Source organism: Agrobacterium sp. H141 (assembly GCF_057158725.1).
Genome location: NZ_CM169893.1, coordinates 3,402,030 through 3,419,201, shown reverse-complemented (window position 1 = coordinate 3,419,201; position 17,172 = coordinate 3,402,030). Strand labels below are relative to the sequence as shown.

Below are 17,172 nucleotides of genomic sequence, written 5' to 3'. Positions count from 1 at the left end.
CAGACCTCAGATGTCTTCCGGTAAACCGATATCGCGGTGCAATCGAGTAGATAGCGCCGTAACACTGTTTGACCGATGCTGTCGAGCGATGTGGCTGATGGTGGATGCACGCACAGCCCGTCTGGCGGCGAATATTCCAGGGATCGCCATCAAGGCAGCACAGAAGAAGGTCACCGTAAGCGGCAGATGCACAGCCTTGGCGGTCACCGAATCGCCAAGGCCTGCGGCATTGGCAGCAAGCCCGGCAAAGGCACCGCCAAAAGCGAAGCCGGCCGACTGCAGTGTCGGCAATAGCGCCGAGGTCTTGTCGCGCTCCATCTTCGGCGTTGCCTCCATCAGCGTCTGGCTGAGAAATGCCCAGCTGACGCCGAAGGCCGAGCCCGTCAGGATCTGACCGGGAATGATCAGGCCAAGGGTTCCCGTCGCGACGCCGGCGAAGAGTGAAAAGAAACCTGCGGCATGCAGTAATGGCCCGAGCCAGATCGCAGTCTGTTGCCAGTGCGTCGATTTGAGATTGGCCACCAGAATGGCCGACCCGCTCCACGAGATGGCCATGACTGCGCTTAAGGAGCCGGCAACGAAAGGCGAAAGCCCCCAGAGATGTTGAAGGGCAAAGATCAGATAAACGCCGCTCGTTGCCTGCGCGACAGGCATCAGCAACACGACCCAAAGCCCGAGACCAAGCGTAGAGCGAAGCGAAAAAGCCCCCTTGGGCATCAGCGAAAACGATGCCTTGCGGTCAAGCCGCACGGCGGCAGCGAGCACCGCTGCCGAGGCAAAAAGCGCGACGAAGGAAATGGACAGCGATGGTGAGAGCCCGGCGCTCATGGCGATCAGAAGGCTTGCCAGGAGCAGGGTCAGGCGCATGGCCGGGAAGCGTCCGCGTTCGGTGTCGCCGATATGCTTTGGCACTATGATCAGGGCCAGCAGGATGAAGATCGCAACGATCGGCACGTTGACGTAAAAGGCAGCGCGCCAGGAATGAAACTCGGTGAGATATCCGGCCACGGCCGGCCCGCCAAAGGCTGCAACACCCCACACCATGGCTTCGGCACCGAACACCTTGGGCACCAGTCGGGACGGAAACATCTCCGGGATCAGTGTGTAGGAGATGGCAACCACCACACCGTCTCCAACACCTTGCAACACCCGTCCGACCAGCACGGTCGTCATGTCATGCGCGCCGGCCGCCAGAAGCGTTCCGGCGAGAAACACGAACGCCGTTCCAATGAGAGCGAAACGTGCCCCGAACCGGCGCTTGATGAGCGGAGCCGCGGCCCCGGCAACGATTGATGACGCGAGGAACAGGCTGAGCGACCAGGATATCAGGCGCGCTCCGCCAAGTTCTTCGACGGCGGTGGGAAGAGAGGTCGAGACCAGGAAGTTGTTAAAGGCGTAAAGGGCGACGCCAATGCAGAGCATGATCGTTGTCGCCCCATATCGGGGTTGCAGCAGTTCGCGCCAGTTGCCATGGTCACCGCTAGTGGCTGCCATGGTCTCGTTCGTCTCAATCGTCTGCACGTTTTTTCTCCGGTCTTTGTCAATGTCCGGCGACGCTACAACCTCAACAATAGTTGAGGTAAAGAGACTTTTTCGATCAGGACGACTTTTTCTCCGGTATCCCGAGTCAGTGCCAGGCCCGTCCACAACAGCCGGGCTCGATCATGTCACGAACCCGGGACTGTTTAAGGCTTGCCCTCGGTGTCAGGCCGTTTACAATGATTTTAATCGCTTTTTAAGCATAACGGTGTCGTTCCGCTGCCGTGCTGCATTACTGCCCCATTTTGACACTATTGCCCCATGCGTCGCGCAACCGGGATTTGTGCGACGCAAGTGCCAGGTTTGGTTGCGGATGGGCGTTGCAAATCCTTGGATTTCGATCGCCGCAGCAAAAGCTGGCCTTGAACAACAATCGCCCAGTCGCTAGGCTCCGCGCCATATTGGTCGATTTTTTGAAATACGAATGATTTCAGGGGACGAAATGAGAAGACTGATACTGGCCGTTGCATGCCTCTTTTCTATTTTCGCCCTTCCCAATTTTGCCAGTGCCGGCAGTGCCCAATTCCTTCTTGATGTTCGGACCGGTCAGGTTCTGGCGTCCGAAAATCCCGATACGCTCAATCATCCAGCGTCTCTCACCAAGATGATGACGCTTTATATGACGTATGATGCGATCCACCGGGGCAAGCTTTCCTGGGATAGCCGCATCACCTTTTCCAAATATGCATCCAGCCGTCCGCCGACAAAACTTCGGGTAAAACCCGGAGATTCGATCACCGTCAAGGAAGCCGTGCTGGGCATGATCGTGCAGTCGGCCAATGACGCGGCAGCTGCCATGGCTGAAAAGCTCGGTGGTTCCGAAGAACGCTTTGCCGCCTTGATGACGGAGAAAGCCCGTGCGCTTGGCATGACACGGACGGTGTTCAAGAACGCGTCCGGTCTGCCAAACGATGCCCAGGTGACAACGGCGCGAGACATGTCGACCCTTGGCGTGGCACTGATGCGTGACTTCCCTCGGGAATATGCGCTGTTTGCAACGAAGAACTTCAACTTCCGCGGACGCACGATCCATGGCCACAACAATCTCATGTACCGCTATGGCGGCATGGATGGCATCAAGACCGGCTACACCAATGCGTCCGGCTTCAATCTCGTGAGCTCGGTCAAGAAGGGCGATCGCCGCGTTGTCGGCGTCGTCATGGGCGGGCGCTCTGCCGCAAGCCGTGACAGGATCATGGAAAAGCTGATCGACGCCTATATGGGACGCGCCTCCAGCGGGTCGCAGCTGATCGTCAGTACCGGACGCACGCCGGCATCCGTTCTGGCGCGCCTCGGCGATGATGTCCCTGTTCCGGCCTCCCGTCGCGACGATCCGATCGCTGCCATGATCGACGTGGCCGACGGCATTCCGGTTCCGTCTTCGCGTTATGAAACCGCCTTTGCATCCAGCTCCCCGGCACCGTCTGCAGCGGCGGCCTTTGCTGCCGCCACAACGCCTGTGGCAAAGGCGAAACCTGCACCTGCCAAGGGATGGCAGATCCAGATCGCTGCCGCCGGAAGCGCCGAAGCGGCAATGAGCCTGCTCGCCGATGCCCGCTCCAAGATCGGGGCACCATTGACGGAACGCGACATCTATACCGAACCGGTCAATGCCGGCGGAACCACACTCTACCGCGCCCGCTTCACCGGCTTTTCTTCCAAGGACGAAGCCCGCCAGGCTTGCGACAAGCTCGTAAAGATCCGCTACGACTGCCTGCTGATGCCGTCGCGGGGGTGAGGGCCTACACTTAAGGTGAGGAACGAGTGGACGGTTCCCGGCCGTTTTTGCGGGTCCAGCGGACCTCATCCGGTGTCGACGCGTTTTTGAGGTTCAGCCCGGATCGCGGCAATCGACGCTAAACGCTTCTCGTCCGCCTCCTGAAGGCCCATCTTGATCTTGGCATTCGGTCAAGCGCGCATGCCCGCATTTGCCTCGCCCGTCGCGGGAAGGCTGCATCATCGAACATCTTGCCTATGGATTGGAGCAGGCCTAAGCCCGCTCCGATCCGCTCACATCTGCGTGCCGCCAACGGTGATCTTGTCCATGCGCAGATGCGGTTGACCAACGCCGACGGGCACCCACTGGCCGCCCTTGCCGCAATTGCCGATACCGCCATCGAGCTGCATGTCGTTGCCGACCATGCTGACGCGCTTCATCGCATCCGGACCATTGCCGATCAGCATGACGCCTTTGACCGGCGCGCCGATCTTGCCGTCTTCGATCATATAGGCCTCGGTGCAGCCGAACACGAACTTGCCCGAAGTAATATCCACCTGACCGCCTCCGAAGGAGACGGCGTAGATGCCCTTCTTGACCGAGGAGATGATCTCTTCGGGCGTCTTGTCGCCCGACAACATATACGTGTTGGTCATGCGCGGCATGGGTTGGTGTGCATAACTCTGGCGACGTCCGTTGCCGGTCGCCTTCATGCCCATCAGTCGGGCATTCTGCCGGTCCTGCATATAGCCCACCAGCTTGCCGTTCTCGATCAGCACATTATAGCCGGAGGGTGTGCCTTCATCGTCGATGGTGATCGAACCGCGGCGATTGTTGATGGTGCCGTCATCGACCACGGTGACGCCTGGGGCTGCAACCATTTCGCCCATCAGTCCGGCAAATGCGGAGGTTTTCTTGCGGTTGAAATCGCCTTCGAGCCCGTGGCCCACGGCCTCGTGCAGCATCACGCCCGGCCAACCTGAGGCCAGAACGATATCCATCGTGCCGGCCGGTGCAGCGATTGCCTCGAGATTGACATGGGCCTGGCGCAGCGCCTTGTCGGCGCCGTCCTTCCAGCTGTCTTCGCTGAGGAAGTCGGAAAAGGTCATGCGCCCGCCGGTGCCAAACGAGCCCGATTCCTGTCGGTCACCGGAACCTGCAACGACGGATATGTTGAACCGCGTCATCGGCCGGATATCGCGCACCCGATGACCGTCGGCCCTGAGGATCTCGACAATCTGCCAGCTTGCGGCAATCGAGGCGGTCACCTGGCGGACGCTCGCATCCTTGTCACGCAGATACGCGTCTATCTCGGCCAGAAGCTTGGCCTTTTCCTCAAAGCTCGGCGCGCCGATCGGATTGTCGTCTGTATAAAGTCTCTTGTTTGTGCCTTGTGGTGCCGCCGCATAGCTGCCGGCAAAACCGCGCGTTACGGCGCCAACGGCATCGGCCGCACGGTCGAGAGCGGCAAGCGACAGGTCGCCGGAATGGGCGTAGCCAACCGCTTCGCCAGCCACAGAGCGCAGGCCGAAGCCCTGATCGGTGTTGAAACTGCCGCCCTTCATGCGGCCATTGTCGAAGGTCAGCGCTTCCGACTGCGAATGCTCCACATAGAGTTCGCCGTCATCGGCACCCGCAAGCGCGGTTTCCACACGGCGGGCAAGTGTCGCCTCATCGCAATCGAAAAGGGTGAGAAGGTTCTCTGTCATCATTGTCTCCTTGCCGCGTTCCTGCCCATGTAGTTCTGAAAAGGGCGTGCGGCAAGGCGCAAGCGTCATGGAAGGGCGTCGTAGCCTTCGGCAAAGCCTGTCAATTCGATCGGAATGCCGACCCGGTCCTGATCCGCAGATTCGCGCAGCGCAAACACGGCGCTTTTTCCGGCGCGCAGGATCTTCATCAACTCGTCGTCGATTTCGACCTCGACATAGCAGCCTTCGGTAAAGCAGCGGGTGAAATAGGCGCGGCCGATATTATTGCCGTCGACATAGAGTTCCATGCCGTCTTTCAGGAGGACGCCCAATGGCGCAAGAATCCGGAGGATCTTCGCCTTGCGGTCTGCCGTCTTCAGGACGACGACCGAAAGCCCGACTTCCGGTCTGTCCTCGGCAATGACATTCTGCATCAGGGCGCATTGTTCAACCGAGGAACCGGCAGGCATATCGCAGATCACCGACCACGCGCCATGGTTGGAGCGAACGGTTCCGGGTTGAGCCTGCTGCGCCGAGGCAGGTCCAAGGACTGCGCTTACCGCCAACAGGGAGGCAATGGCGATGGACGCAAATCTACTGAAACCCATGGAAACCTCTGGAAAACGAATCACTGTCGCCATTTTTGTCGTCCGGCGCCCGAATTGAAAGGGGTCAGCTTCCTTTTCAGTCGATCAAGGCGGAATTGGGACCCGAAAACCCGCGACGCGGCGCGAAGAATCGGCTATTTCTCATCAACTGATGAGCCCATCTGCTGTCAGTGCATAAGACTAAATGTCATTGTGAAAAAATGCCGCATGGGCTTTATAGCGCAGATATTGCGATTGCGACCAAACTATGATTTGAAACGCATAGAATGGCATAGTTTATGCGCTTGACGTTGATCTGGATCAAGCGTGAGAGGGAGAGACACAGTGTTCAAGAAAGCTTATGCAGCTTTGGCCTCGGCGGCCTGTCTGCTTTTTGCTTCAGGCAGTTATGCCGATCAGCCGGTAGATTGGCAGACTGATCTTCAACAGGCTGCCACGCCGATCATGCATCAAATCCGCTGGTTTGAAGAATACACGCTGTGGTTCATCGTTCCGATCACATTGTTTGTTCTGCTTCTTCTGATCGTGGTGACGGTGCGTTTCCGCGCGTCGAAGAATCCTGTTCCGTCCAAGACCAGCCATAACACGATCATCGAGATCGTCTGGACGGTCGGCCCGGTTCTCATTCTTCTGTTCTTCGCCATCCCGTCCTTCAACCTGTTGACGGATCAGCTGACGATCCCGGAAGATCCGGACCTCACCGTCAAGGCCACTGCGACCCAGTGGCAGTGGAACTACGAATATATGGACGACAGCGAACTGTCCTTCGACAGCTTCTTGCTGAAGGATGCGGACCGCGCCTCCTATGGCAAGGAAGACAAGGCCGCTTATCCGCATCTGCTGGCAGTGGACAACGAGTTGGTCGTTCCGGTTGGCGGTGTTGTTCGCGTTCTCGTCACGGCCGCCCCGACCGACGTTATCCACGCCTTCGCCATGCCATCCTTTGGCATCAAGATCGATGCCGTGCCGGGCCGTCTGAACGAAACCTGGTTCCGTGCCGATATCGAAGGCATGTTCTACGGGCAGTGTTCGGAGCTTTGTGGTAAGGACCACGCATTCATGCCGATCGCCATCCGTGTCGTCTCTGCAGAGCAGTACGCCACATGGAAGGCAGCAGCAGCCACGAACGTCGAGGACGCCAACAAGGCGCTGATGGCTTCGGTTGATGCAGGCAAGCCGTCGGTGCAAGTCGCCGACAACGTTTCGAATTAAGGGAGGAGCAGCACTATGGCTGGATCTGTTGCCCACGACGAGCACGCCCATGGCGAGCATCATGACCACAAGCCGGGTTTCGTGGCCCGTTGGTTCTTCTCTACAAACCACAAGGACATCGGCACCCTCTACCTGATCTTTGCGATCATTGCCGGTATCCTCGGTGGTGCACTGTCCGTTGCCATGCGCATGGAGCTTCAGGAGCCCGGTATCCAGATCTTCCACGGTCTGGCATCGATTGTTTACGGCTTTGAAGGTGACGCAGCCATCGATGGCGGCAAGCACATGTACAATGTGTTCACCACGGGCCACGCCCTGATCATGATCTTCTTCATGGTCATGCCGGCGATGATTGGTGGCTTTGCCAACTGGATGATCCCGATCATGATCGGCGCGCCTGACATGGCGTTCCCACGCTTGAACAACATCTCCTTCTGGCTGATCGTGCCTGCGTTCATTCTGTTGTTGATGTCGATGTTCGTTGAAGGTCCTGCAGGCGCCTACGGTGTCGGCGGTGGCTGGACCATGTATCCGCCCTTGTCTACCTCCGGGCAGCCTGGGCCGGCGGTCGATCTGGCGATCTTCGCATTGCATGTTGCCGGTGCATCCTCGATCCTCGGTGCGATCAACTTCATCACCACGATCCTCAACATGCGCGCTCCTGGCATGACGCTGCACAAGATGCCGCTGTTTGCCTGGGCCGTTCTGGTCACGGCATTCCTGTTGCTGCTCTCTCTGCCGGTTCTGGCAGGTGGCATCACCATGCTTCTGACCGACCGCAACTTCGGCACGACCTTCTTCGCGCCGGAAGGCGGCGGCGATCCGATCCTGTTCCAGCACCTGTTCTGGTTCTTCGGTCACCCTGAGGTCTACATCCTGATCCTGCCGGCATTCGGCATCGTCAGCCACATCATCTCGACCTTCTCCAAGAAGCCGGTTTTCGGTTATCTCGGAATGGCCTATGCCATGGTCGCCATCGGTGCCGTCGGCTTCGTCGTGTGGGCACACCACATGTACACGGTCGGTCTGTCGCTTTCGGCTCAGCGCTATTTCGTCTTCGCAACCATGGTCATCGCGGTGCCGACCGGTATCAAGATCTTCTCGTGGATTGCAACGATGTGGGGTGGTTCGCTGACCTTCCGCACACCAATGGTCTGGGCAATCGGCTTCATCTTCCTGTTCACCGTCGGCGGTGTCACAGGCGTACAGCTTGCCAATGCCGGTCTCGACCGTTCGCTGCATGACACCTATTACGTGGTTGCCCACTTCCACTACGTTCTGTCGCTCGGCGCCGTGTTCGGTATCTTTGCAGCCTGGTATTACTGGTTCCCCAAGATGTTCGGTTACATGTATTCCGAATTCCTCGGCAAGCTGCACTTCTGGGTCATGTTCGTCGGTGTGAACATGGTGTTCTTCCCGCAGCACTTCCTTGGTCTTGCTGGTATGCCACGCCGCTACATCGACTATCCGGATGCATTCGTTGGCTGGAACTACGTCTCCTCCATCGGCTCCTACATCTCGGCCGTTGGCGTTCTGATCTTCCTCGTCTGCGTTTTCGAAGCCTTCATGAAGAAGCGTGTTGCTGGCGATAACCCCTGGGGTGAGGGCGCAACGACGCTGGAATGGCAGCTTTCTTCTCCGCCGCCATACCACCAGTGGGAACAACTGCCGCGCATCAAGTAAGCGGCAGCCGTTCACGAAAACAGTCATCGGGTGCCGCGGATCAAGTCTGCGGCACCCGAAACAAGCGTAAGAGACAAGGCCAATACGATGACAGTAATCGACAATCGCGATGTATTCGGCGTCGAAGGCGATATCCGCATGTCCGAAGCCGGCCCGCGCGATTACTTCGAACTGCTGAAGCCAAGTGTGATGTCGCTTGTCGTCTTCACGGCCTTTTCAGGTCTGGTGCTCGCGCCTGGCCAAATCAATCCTATCCTCGCGGTCATCGCGGTACTGTGCATTGCCGTCGGCGCTGGCGCCTCTGGCGCACTTAACATGTGGTATGACGCCGATATCGACGCCATCATGACGCGTACTGCAAGACGGCCGATCCCGTCCGGTCGCATCGCGCCGACTGAGGCGCTGGCTTTCGGTCTGATCCTGTCCGCATTTTCAATATTCATCCTCGGTCTTGCGGTAAACTGGCTGTCTGCCGGCATCCTCGCATTCACCATTTTCTTCTATGCCGTCGTCTACACGATGTGGCTGAAGCGCTCGACCACGCAGAATATCGTCATTGGCGGTGCTGCCGGCGCGTTTCCGCCCATGATCGGCTGGGCCTGCGTCACCGGCGGTGTATCGCTGGATAGCATTCTTCTGTTCATGATTATCTTTCTGTGGACGCCAGCCCATTTCTGGGCTCTGGCTTTGTTCAAGATGGGGGACTATGGCGCGGTCGGCGTGCCGATGCTGCCCAATGTGGCCGGCGAAACCGCCACCAAGCGCCAGATCTTCGTTTATGCTGTCCTGACTGCCATTGCTGGCGTGCTGCCGAGCGTGACCGGATTGGCAGGCATGTTCTACGGACTGTTTGCAGCCGTGCTTGGCGCTATATTCGTCTACTGTTCCATCGCCGTTTGGCGCATGCCGAACGGCGATACGAAGATGGTTCCAGCCAAGAAGATGTTCGGTTTTTCGATCGTCTATCTGTTTGCGATCTTTTCGGCCTTGCTGGTCGATCATGCGGCACCATCGCTGGTCGCCTTTTTTGCAGGAGCACTCTGATGGAGACCGTCAAGCTGACTGACTCACAGAAGAAGTCGCGCCGTGGCCGCAACATTGCGCTTGGCCTCGTTCTGGCTGTTCTCGTCGTGCTGTTTTATCTCGTGACGCTGGTGAAGATCAGCAACATGGGACAATAAGAGCAATAGGGAGGGCGCTCATGACCGAAACACCGAACAGACCAAAGTCGAAACCCCGCTCCAATATCGCGGTGTTTGCCTATTGCGGCGTGTTCGTGGCGGGCATGGTGGGCATGAGCTATGCCGCGGTTCCGCTCTATCGCATGTTCTGTGCTGCGACCGGTTTTAACGGCACCACTCAGCGCGCCGAGCAGGCTTCGTCTGTCATCCTCGACAAGCGCATCACCGTCACCTTCGATGCCAATATGGCGCCTGGCCTCGACTGGAATTTCAAGCCCATGCAGCGCTCGGTCAAGCCGCGCATCGGCGAGACCCAGGAAGTGCGTTTTCTGGCGACCAACAAATCCAGGCATGCAGTCACCGGCCAGGCAGTGTTCAATGTCACGCCGCTGGAGGCTGCAGCCTACTTTAACAAAATCGAATGTTTTTGCTTTACTGAAACCACCTTGAAACCGGGTGAGAGCCTGGAAATGCCGGTGGTGTTCTTCGTCGATCCGGATATTACCACTGCCGAGGAAACCAAGAGAATCAGTACGATTACGTTGTCCTATACATTCTACCCGGAAGAGACGGATCAGCCACTGGCCGCGCTTCCGGCAGAAGATGAAGGCGACAACAAGAAACTGTAATGGAGAGAGGTCCGGACAGTCCGGGCTGGAGAGACTTCGGGGATAGATGACATGGCCGACGCCCATCAGAAACACCACGACTACCATATTATAGATCCGAGCCCATGGCCGATCCTCGGCTCGATCGGCGCTTTTGTGATCACCTTCGGCGGCGTTGGCTACATGCGCTATCTGAATGGTGGTTCGTTCCAGATGTTCGGTCTGGAACTGGCGACACCCTGGCTGTTCTTCATCGGCCTTGCCATCATTCTCTACACCATGGTCGGCTGGTGGGCAGATACCATCAAGGAAGCGCATGAGGGTCACCACACCCGCGTCGTGTCGCTGCATCTGCGCTACGGCATGATCATGTTCATCGCATCTGAAGTGATGTTCTTCGTTGCCTGGTTCTGGGCATTTTTCGATGCCAGCCTTTATCCGCACGAAGCCATTCAGGCTTCCCGTCTGGCCTTTACCGGCGGTCAGTGGCCGCCAGCCGGCGTTGAAGTGCTCGATCCCTGGCATCTGCCAATCTACAACACGGTGATCCTGCTGCTCTCCGGCACCACCGTGACCTGGGCGCACCATGCCTTGCTCCACAACGATCGCAAGGGCTTGATCAGCGGTCTTGCTCTCACGGTTGCTCTGGGCGTGCTGTTCTCCTTCGTGCAGGGTTACGAATATGCTCACGCACCGTTCGGCTTCAAGGATTCGATCTACGGCGCCACCTTCTTCATGGCCACCGGCTTCCACGGCTTCCACGTTCTGATCGGCACCATCTTCCTGCTGGTCTGCCTGTTGCGCGCGCTGAAGGGTGATTTCACCCCCAAGCAGCATTTCGGCTTCGAAGCGGCGGCCTGGTACTGGCACTTCGTGGACGTTGTCTGGCTGTTCCTGTTTTTCTCCATCTACATCTGGGGCGACTGGGGCGCTCCGCTGGCCCATTGATCGACGGTCTGACATAATTTTCGGAGGCGGCTGTGCAAACAGCCGCCTCGTTTCATTTCAGGAGATGAAAATGGATATCAGGGAAGAAACCACCGCATCGGGTGGGCGCTACGCAGCGACGGTGGAAGGCCATGAGGCCGAGATGACCTATTCGCGCGCGTCACCCCAGCTCATCATTATCGATCACACGGGCGTGCCCGACTCATTGCGGGGCAAGGGCGTCGGTCAGGCGCTTGCGGTGCACGCCGTGGAGGAAGCCCGAAGCGGCGGCTGGAAGATCTTCCCTCTCTGCCCCTTCTTCAAGGCCCAGCTGAACCGTCATCCCGAATGGAACGATGTGATCAGCGGACATTGAGCGGGAATGCTCAAGCGGCGGTCCAATTGACGCAGTATTTCGATTGGACGTGCGGCGGCTTGAGGGATACCTATGCGTCCATGGCGAGCTATTCTGAAAAGACAGGCTGCCCAAGTGCGAACAGGACAAGTGCATGAGTGAAGACGAAGCCCTTTATCCGCCCGTCGATCCCGTTAAGGCTGGCTTTGCCTGTACCTGCCCGCGTTGTGGTCAGGGAAAGCTGTTCGATGGTCTGACGAAACTGAAGCCCGTCTGCGCCAATTGCGGACTGGATTATTCCTTCATCGACGCCGGTGACGGCCCGGTCATCTTCGTTATTCTGCTGGCCGATCTGATCGTGGTCGGTTTGGCAGTCTGGATGGAGATCAACTATCATCCGCCTGTCTGGCTCCATGTCATCCTGTGGGGGCCGCTCGCCATCGGGCTGTCGATCTGGCTGTTGAGAACCATCAAGGCGCTGTTGATTGCGCTCCAGTTCAAGAACAATGCGCGTCAGGGCACGATTGAGCGTGAATAATATGAGGCCATTGGGCCGCGGCAGGAAAATTGCCGCCTGGATATTTTTTCCAATCGCGCTGGCCATCCTTTTGGCACTCGGCACCTGGCAGGTGCAGCGGCTGGCCTGGAAGGAAGGCCTGATCGCTTCCATCGAGGAGCGCCGGCATGCCGATCCCCTGGATGTACCGCAGATCGAGGCGCTGGTGGCGGAAGGCAAGCCGATCGACTATCGCGCAGCGCGCGCATCCGGCCGCTTTCTCAATGACAAGGAACGGCATTTCTTTGCCACCTTCGAGGGACGCAGCGGCTTTTACATTTATACCCCGCTTGCGCTGTCAGACGGTCGCTATCTCTTCGTCAATCGGGGCTTTGTCCCTTACGAGATGAAGGACCAGCAGACCCGCACAGCCGGCCTTCTGGACGGCGCGCAAACAGTCACGGGCCTTGCCCGCCAGAAGCTGACTGAAAAGCCGGGATCGCTGGTTCCGGAAAATGATCTGGCCAAGGACATCTTCTACTGGAAAGATCTCGATGCAATGGCCGAGACGGTGGGCCTGGATCAGGAAAAGGTCTTACCTTTCTTCCTCGATGCGGATGCAACGCCGGTCAATGGAGGATGGCCGGTCGGCGGAGTGACCCAGATCGAAATGCCCAACAATCACCTGCAATATGCAGTGACCTGGTATGGACTGGCAGCAGCCTTGATGGTGGTTGGGGGAATGGCCCTGTTTCGCCGCAAGGATTGATCGACGCCACTGCCGTTTCGTGACAAAAGAGATCGACGGGCAGGGGAGGGTAAATATGAAGCTTATCGCAGATCTTTTTATCGCACTTGTAGCATTGGAGCATGTCTACATTCTGGTTCTGGAGATGTTTCTCTGGACCAGGCCTGCTGGCCGGAAGGCCTTCCGCATGAGTGCGGCACAGGCCGAGGCGACGAAGATCATGGCGGCCAATCAGGGCCTCTATAACGGCTTCCTGGCCGCGGGACTGTTCTGGGCACTGATCCAGCCCGAACCTGCCTTCGCCCTTCAGCTCGCAGTCTTTTTTCTTGGCTGTGTGCTGGTGGCAGCCCTATATGGGGGAATGACCGCGTCTCGCCGCATCTTGATGATCCAGGGTGGGCCGGCGCTGATCGCCCTAATCTTCGTGTTGCTGACAGGCCTCTGATGACTGTATCCAATTCTCGCCCGCCACTGACCATTCGCCTGTGCGGCCCGCGCGGCTTTTGCGCTGGCGTCGACCGGGCCATTCAGATCGTCGTGCTTGCGCTGAAAGGCTATGGCGCTCCGGTCTATGTCCGCCATGAGATCGTTCATAACCGCTATGTTGTCGAAGGGCTCGAGGCCAAGGGTGCCATTTTCGTCGAAGAGCTGGACGAAATTCCCGAAGAGCACCGCAAGCAACCGGTCGTGTTTTCCGCCCATGGCGTGCCGAAATCCGTGCCCGCCGACGCACAGTCGCGCAATCTCTTCTATCTCGATGCCACATGCCCATTGGTGTCCAAGGTTCATAAGCAGGCCATGCGCCACGAGCGTCTGGGCCGCCATGTTGTGCTGATCGGCCATGCTGGCCACCCGGAAGTCATCGGCACCATGGGACAATTGCCGCCCGAAGCCGTCTCCCTCGTCGAGACCGTTGAGGATGCCGAGCGCTACCAGCCCAAGGATCCCGACAATCTCGGTTTCGTCACCCAGACCACGCTCTCGGTCGATGATACAGCTGGCGTGATTGCCAAGCTGCAGGAGCGCTTTCCCAATCTCAAGGCACCGGCCGCAGACAGCATCTGCTATGCCACGACCAACCGCCAGGAAGCCGTCAAGCAGGCCGCTCCCGGCTGCGATCTGTTCATCACCGTCGGTGCGCCCAACTCATCCAATTCCAAGCGCCTGGTCGAGGTCGCTTTGCGCGCAGGGGCCAAGCAGTCCATGCTGGTGCAGCGCGCCAGCGAGATCGACTGGAGCCAGATCGGCGACATCTCAACCCTTGGCCTCTCAGCCGGCGCCTCGGCACCGGAAGTGATCGTCAACGAGATCATCGAAGCCTTCAAGGCCCGCTATGAGACGACGGTGGAACTCGCAGAATTTTCGATCGAGAACGAACACTTCCTCGTCAATCGCGAACTGCGTGAGATAGAGCTCACCCACCACGACATGGCCTGGGTGAACGGGTGAGATGGGCTCCGACCAGCGAGAGCCGGTTGGAGCAAGCGATCCAGCGCCGCGATTGCAGCATCGAACGTCCTTAGCCCAAGCGAAGGGCGGGGGCGTGACGACATGCAGCAACCTCAAAGTTGCACTCTGGTGACCTCATCTTGAATGATACACATCAAGTGTGTATATTGGTCCGATGAGAAGCGCGGTCGTCATTGCGGCTCTGAAAGCGGACGGATGGTTCGAGGTGGCCACACGCGGCAGCCACGTGCAGTTCAAGCATGCCGAAAAGTCCGGGCGCGTGACGGTCCCCCATCCCAAACGCGACATCCCCATCGGCACATTGAAGAGTATCGAGAAGCAAGCGGATCTGAAACTGAGGTGACAATGGTGAATTTCATTGGACTGATCCACAAGGATGAAGGCAGCGACTACGGAGTTTCCTTTCCTGATTTCCCAGGCGTCGTGACTGCCGGTCAGGATCTCGACGATGCGCGCGTCATGGCAACGGAGGCGCTGGCCTTGCATGTCGAGGGTATGATCGAGGATGGCGATGCCATTCCCGAGCCATCGACATTGGAAGCAGTCATGAGCGACCCGGATAGTCGTGACGCGGTGGCTGTTCTCATCCCGCTGAAGGCTCAGGCCCGCAAAGCAGTACGGCTGAACATTACCCTTCCGGAGGATGTGTTGCGCGACATTGATGCTTATGCCGAGGCTCATGGCCTGACGCGTTCGGGGTTTTTGGCGCAGGCCGCCAAACGTCAGATATCCGTTGAGGAAGATTCCGGAAATCGACGGGACTATGCGGTTTCTGCCTGATACGCAGATATTTCTCGACCTGACATTCGTTCAAGTCCCACTACAACGACACCAATTTTTGTTGCTCGTGTCGCCGCGGGGCTTTCACTCCCATTTCGGCCCCTGTAAGGCTGTCGAGGATATTCGCGACAGAGCCGAGCGCAGGCAGGGTGAGAAAACGTGGCAGTCTACACCGACATTAATGAAGTCGATCTCAAGGCGTTTCTGGATCAGTATGATGCCGGAGATTTGCTGTCCTACAAGGGTATTGCCGAAGGCGTTGAGAACACCAATTTCCTGCTGCACACCACCAGGGATCCACTGATCCTCACGCTCTACGAAAAGCGCGTGGAAAAATCCGATTTGCCTTTCTTTCTGGGTCTGATGCACCATCTGGCAGCACGCGATCTGTCCTGCCCGCTGCCGCTGCCACGCAAGGATGGCGCACTCCTGGGCGAATTGTCGGGCCGCCCCGCAGCGCTGATTTCGTTCCTGGAAGGCATGTGGCTGAGAAAGCCCGAAGCCAAACACTGCCACGAGGTGGGCAAGGCCCTGGCGGCCATGCATGTCGCCGGTGAAGGTTTCCAGATCGAGCGCCCCAATGCCCTGTCGCTGGAAGGTTGGAAACAGCTGTGGGACAAATCGGAAAGCCGCGCCGACGAAGTGGAAAGGGGATTGCAGGCGGAAATACGCGCAGAAATCGATTTTCTCGATGCCAACTGGCCAATCGATCTGCCGGCTGGTGTCATCCATGCCGATCTCTTCCCCGATAACGTCTTCTTTCTGGGCGACACTCTTTCCGGCCTGATTGACTTCTATTTCGCCTGCAATGACTTTCTCGCCTATGACGTTTCCATCTGCCTCAATGCCTGGTGCTTTGAAAAGGACGGCGCCTTCAACGTCACCAAGAGCATGGCGCTCCTTGAAGGCTACCAGTCTGTGCGTGCGCTCTCTGAAGAAGAACACGCAGCATTGCCCGTCCTCGCGCGCGGTTCTGCCTTACGCTTTTTCCTCACCCGTCTCTATGACTGGCTGACCACGCCGGAGGGTGCTCTGGTGGTGAAGAAAGACCCGCTTGAATATCTGAAAAAGCTACGCTTCCACCGCGCTGTTGAAACCAGCGCAGAATACGGACTGAATGCATGAAACACGTTGATATCTTCACCGATGGCGCCTGCTCGGGAAATCCCGGACCCGGCGGCTGGGGCGCGGTTCTGCGCTATGGTGAGACGGAAAAGGAAATGTCGGGCGGCGAAGCCGAGACCACCAATAACCGCATGGAATTGCTGGCCGCGATCTCGTCGCTGAACGCGTTGAAGGATCAGTGCGAGGTCGATCTCTATACCGACAGCAAATACGTCATGGACGGCATTTCCAAGTGGATTTTCGGCTGGAAGAAGAATGGCTGGAAAACCGCCGACAAGAAACCGGTGAAGAACGGCGAACTCTGGCAGTTGCTGGATACCGCCAACCAGCGGCACAAGGTCAAATGGCACTGGGTCAAGGGCCATGCCGGTCACCCGGAAAACGAACGCGCAGACGAACTGGCCCGCAACGGCATGGCGCCCTTCAAGAACAAGGGACGCGGGTAAGAGACAAGCCTCTTTCGCGAGGAAAATTGGTCTTTCGCGAAATCTCCCCTGGCCTGCCGGCCATCGCGCCCACGACATAGCTCTTTCTCCTCGTGGGGAGGGGCGTCCATGAAGTCTGAGACAACGCCCCTTCAATTGCGCGTATTTGGCGCTTGCCAACACTTTGTCAGACCCTATTGTGCGGCCAACGAAATCAACGCGGAGTCTCCATATGATCCTTCATTGTGTTTTCCTGCGCTTCAAGTCATCGGTGCAGGAAGAGGAAAAGCAGGCGATCTACGAAGCAATCGCGGCTTTGAAGGAATTCATTCCCGGCATGGTCGATGTGAAGTTCGGCCCAAATGTCTCGCCGGAAGGCCTGAGCAGCGGCTATAATGACGGCTTCACGGTCACCTTCGAGGATGAGACCGTGCGCGATTATTATCTGTCCCATCCGGATCACAAGGCCGTGGGCGATCGCATCGTCCGCGCCACCGATGGTGGCCTCTCGGGCATCCTCGTCTTCGACATGGATATCTGACCAGCTCTGCCGGCGGCGGCACAAGCGGTAATGACAAAGGGGCGCCAGAAGCGCCCCTTGATCGTTTAT

20 protein-coding genes are annotated in these 17,172 nt (G+C 58.0%); 17 read left to right on the top strand and 3 right to left on the bottom strand.

The window, feature by feature from the left end:
• Positions 1–6: 6 nt before the first annotated feature.
• Complete coding sequence (locus tag ACWPM9_RS16070; RefSeq protein WP_484755787.1) at positions 7–1,521, bottom strand: MFS transporter; 1,515 nt, start codon at positions 1,519–1,521, stop codon at positions 7–9.
• Between the two features lie 460 nt (positions 1,522–1,981).
• Between ACWPM9_RS16070 and ACWPM9_RS16065 the strand changes: the two genes are divergently transcribed.
• The gene (locus tag ACWPM9_RS16065; protein ID WP_484755786.1) at positions 1,982–3,277 is read left to right on the top strand and encodes a serine hydrolase; all 1,296 of its coding nucleotides are present in this window, start codon (positions 1,982–1,984) and stop codon (positions 3,275–3,277) included.
• A 272-nt stretch (positions 3,278–3,549) separates the two neighbouring features.
• On the opposite strand, the gene tldD is transcribed toward ACWPM9_RS16065, so the two are convergent.
• Together tldD and ACWPM9_RS16055 are read right to left on the bottom strand one after the other, a co-directional pair.
• Entirely contained in the window at positions 3,550–4,965 is a 1,416-nt protein-coding gene (gene tldD, locus ACWPM9_RS16060) for a metalloprotease TldD (protein WP_484755785.1), read from the bottom strand.
• A 65-nt stretch (positions 4,966–5,030) separates the two neighbouring features.
• Positions 5,031–5,552: an invasion associated locus B family protein gene (locus ACWPM9_RS16055; protein ID WP_428186472.1), complete on the bottom strand. Its 522-nt coding sequence runs from the start codon at positions 5,550–5,552 to the stop codon at positions 5,031–5,033.
• Positions 5,553–5,876: 324 nt separating this feature from the next.
• On the opposite strand from ACWPM9_RS16055, the gene coxB reads away from it, so the two are divergent.
• From coxB to ACWPM9_RS15975, 16 genes are all read left to right on the top strand, one after another.
• Positions 5,877–6,764: a cytochrome c oxidase subunit II gene (gene coxB, locus ACWPM9_RS16050; protein WP_428185604.1), complete on the top strand. Its 888-nt coding sequence runs from the start codon at positions 5,877–5,879 to the stop codon at positions 6,762–6,764.
• A gap of 15 nt (positions 6,765–6,779) precedes the next feature.
• Positions 6,780–8,447 carry a cytochrome c oxidase subunit I gene (ctaD, locus tag ACWPM9_RS16045; RefSeq protein WP_428185603.1) on the top strand — a complete coding sequence of 556 codons (1,668 nt, stop codon included), beginning with the start codon at positions 6,780–6,782 and terminating at the stop codon, positions 8,445–8,447.
• Positions 8,448–8,534: 87 nt separating this feature from the next.
• Positions 8,535–9,491 (top strand): heme o synthase, encoded by a 957-nt coding sequence (locus ACWPM9_RS16040; protein ID WP_428185602.1) that lies wholly within the window; start codon positions 8,535–8,537, stop codon positions 9,489–9,491.
• Positions 9,491–9,628, top strand: a complete 138-nt coding sequence (locus ACWPM9_RS16035; RefSeq protein ID WP_428185601.1) for a hypothetical protein — start codon at positions 9,491–9,493, stop codon at positions 9,626–9,628. The genes ACWPM9_RS16040 and ACWPM9_RS16035 overlap by 1 nt, the downstream gene beginning before the upstream one ends.
• Before the next feature lie 20 nt (positions 9,629–9,648).
• Positions 9,649–10,257: a cytochrome c oxidase assembly protein gene (locus tag ACWPM9_RS16030; RefSeq protein WP_428185600.1), complete on the top strand. Its 609-nt coding sequence runs from the start codon at positions 9,649–9,651 to the stop codon at positions 10,255–10,257.
• Positions 10,258–10,308: 51 nt separating this feature from the next.
• Positions 10,309–11,184, top strand: coding sequence for a cytochrome c oxidase subunit 3 (locus ACWPM9_RS16025; protein ID WP_428185599.1), 876 nt, complete (start codon positions 10,309–10,311; stop codon positions 11,182–11,184).
• A 70-nt stretch (positions 11,185–11,254) separates the two neighbouring features.
• Positions 11,255–11,539 carry a GNAT family N-acetyltransferase gene (locus ACWPM9_RS16020; RefSeq protein WP_428185598.1) on the top strand — a complete coding sequence of 95 codons (285 nt, stop codon included), beginning with the start codon at positions 11,255–11,257 and terminating at the stop codon, positions 11,537–11,539.
• 133 nt (positions 11,540–11,672) lie between these two features.
• Positions 11,673–12,056, top strand: a complete 384-nt coding sequence (locus ACWPM9_RS16015; protein ID WP_428185597.1) for a DUF983 domain-containing protein — start codon at positions 11,673–11,675, stop codon at positions 12,054–12,056.
• Positions 12,025–12,783 (top strand): SURF1 family protein, encoded by a 759-nt coding sequence (locus ACWPM9_RS16010; RefSeq protein ID WP_484755784.1) that lies wholly within the window; start codon positions 12,025–12,027, stop codon positions 12,781–12,783. The genes ACWPM9_RS16015 and ACWPM9_RS16010 overlap by 32 nt, the downstream gene beginning before the upstream one ends.
• Positions 12,784–12,838: 55 nt before the next feature.
• Positions 12,839–13,207, top strand: coding sequence for a DUF1304 domain-containing protein (locus tag ACWPM9_RS16005; RefSeq protein WP_428185595.1), 369 nt, complete (start codon positions 12,839–12,841; stop codon positions 13,205–13,207).
• Positions 13,207–14,211 carry a 4-hydroxy-3-methylbut-2-enyl diphosphate reductase gene (ispH, locus tag ACWPM9_RS16000; protein ID WP_428185594.1) on the top strand — a complete coding sequence of 335 codons (1,005 nt, stop codon included), beginning with the start codon at positions 13,207–13,209 and terminating at the stop codon, positions 14,209–14,211. Before ACWPM9_RS16005 ends, ispH begins: the two co-directional genes overlap by 1 nt.
• 175 nt (positions 14,212–14,386) lie before the next feature.
• The gene (locus ACWPM9_RS15995; protein WP_484755783.1) at positions 14,387–14,575 is read left to right on the top strand and encodes a type II toxin-antitoxin system HicA family toxin; all 189 of its coding nucleotides are present in this window, start codon (positions 14,387–14,389) and stop codon (positions 14,573–14,575) included.
• Between the two features lie 2 nt (positions 14,576–14,577).
• The gene (locus ACWPM9_RS15990; RefSeq protein WP_484755782.1) at positions 14,578–15,012 is read left to right on the top strand and encodes a type II toxin-antitoxin system HicB family antitoxin; all 435 of its coding nucleotides are present in this window, start codon (positions 14,578–14,580) and stop codon (positions 15,010–15,012) included.
• A 159-nt stretch (positions 15,013–15,171) separates the two neighbouring features.
• Positions 15,172–16,137 (top strand): homoserine kinase, encoded by a 966-nt coding sequence (locus tag ACWPM9_RS15985; RefSeq protein ID WP_484755781.1) that lies wholly within the window; start codon positions 15,172–15,174, stop codon positions 16,135–16,137.
• A complete protein-coding gene (gene rnhA, locus ACWPM9_RS15980; protein ID WP_428185591.1) occupies positions 16,134–16,583 on the top strand; it encodes a ribonuclease HI in 450 nt (149 codons plus the stop codon). Before ACWPM9_RS15985 ends, rnhA begins: the two co-directional genes overlap by 4 nt.
• A 211-nt stretch (positions 16,584–16,794) precedes the next feature.
• Positions 16,795–17,103, top strand: coding sequence for a Dabb family protein (locus ACWPM9_RS15975; RefSeq protein ID WP_484755780.1), 309 nt, complete (start codon positions 16,795–16,797; stop codon positions 17,101–17,103).
• Positions 17,104–17,172: the final 69 nt, after the last annotated feature.

Coding starts and splice junctions, on each gene's coding strand:
- ACWPM9_RS15975 (WP_484755780.1), top strand. CDS start 16,795: ATGATCCTTCATTGTGTTTTCCTGCGCTTCAAGTCATCGGTGCAGGAA.
- ACWPM9_RS15990 (WP_484755782.1), top strand. CDS start 14,578: ATGGTGAATTTCATTGGACTGATCCACAAGGATGAAGGCAGCGACTAC.
- ACWPM9_RS16015 (WP_428185597.1), top strand. CDS start 11,673: ATGAGTGAAGACGAAGCCCTTTATCCGCCCGTCGATCCCGTTAAGGCT.
- ACWPM9_RS16055 (WP_428186472.1), bottom strand. CDS start 5,552: ATGGGTTTCAGTAGATTTGCGTCCATCGCCATTGCCTCCCTGTTGGCG.
- ispH (WP_428185594.1), top strand. CDS start 13,207: ATGACTGTATCCAATTCTCGCCCGCCACTGACCATTCGCCTGTGCGGC.
- ACWPM9_RS16010 (WP_484755784.1), top strand. CDS start 12,025: ATGCGCGTCAGGGCACGATTGAGCGTGAATAATATGAGGCCATTGGGC.
- ACWPM9_RS15995 (WP_484755783.1), top strand. CDS start 14,387: ATGAGAAGCGCGGTCGTCATTGCGGCTCTGAAAGCGGACGGATGGTTC.
- ACWPM9_RS16040 (WP_428185602.1), top strand. CDS start 8,535: ATGACAGTAATCGACAATCGCGATGTATTCGGCGTCGAAGGCGATATC.
- rnhA (WP_428185591.1), top strand. CDS start 16,134: ATGAAACACGTTGATATCTTCACCGATGGCGCCTGCTCGGGAAATCCC.
- ACWPM9_RS16030 (WP_428185600.1), top strand. CDS start 9,649: ATGACCGAAACACCGAACAGACCAAAGTCGAAACCCCGCTCCAATATC.
- ACWPM9_RS16065 (WP_484755786.1), top strand. CDS start 1,982: ATGAGAAGACTGATACTGGCCGTTGCATGCCTCTTTTCTATTTTCGCC.
- tldD (WP_484755785.1), bottom strand. CDS start 4,965: ATGACAGAGAACCTTCTCACCCTTTTCGATTGCGATGAGGCGACACTT.
- ACWPM9_RS16035 (WP_428185601.1), top strand. CDS start 9,491: ATGGAGACCGTCAAGCTGACTGACTCACAGAAGAAGTCGCGCCGTGGC.
- ctaD (WP_428185603.1), top strand. CDS start 6,780: ATGGCTGGATCTGTTGCCCACGACGAGCACGCCCATGGCGAGCATCAT.
- ACWPM9_RS16020 (WP_428185598.1), top strand. CDS start 11,255: ATGGATATCAGGGAAGAAACCACCGCATCGGGTGGGCGCTACGCAGCG.
- ACWPM9_RS16005 (WP_428185595.1), top strand. CDS start 12,839: ATGAAGCTTATCGCAGATCTTTTTATCGCACTTGTAGCATTGGAGCAT.
- ACWPM9_RS16025 (WP_428185599.1), top strand. CDS start 10,309: ATGGCCGACGCCCATCAGAAACACCACGACTACCATATTATAGATCCG.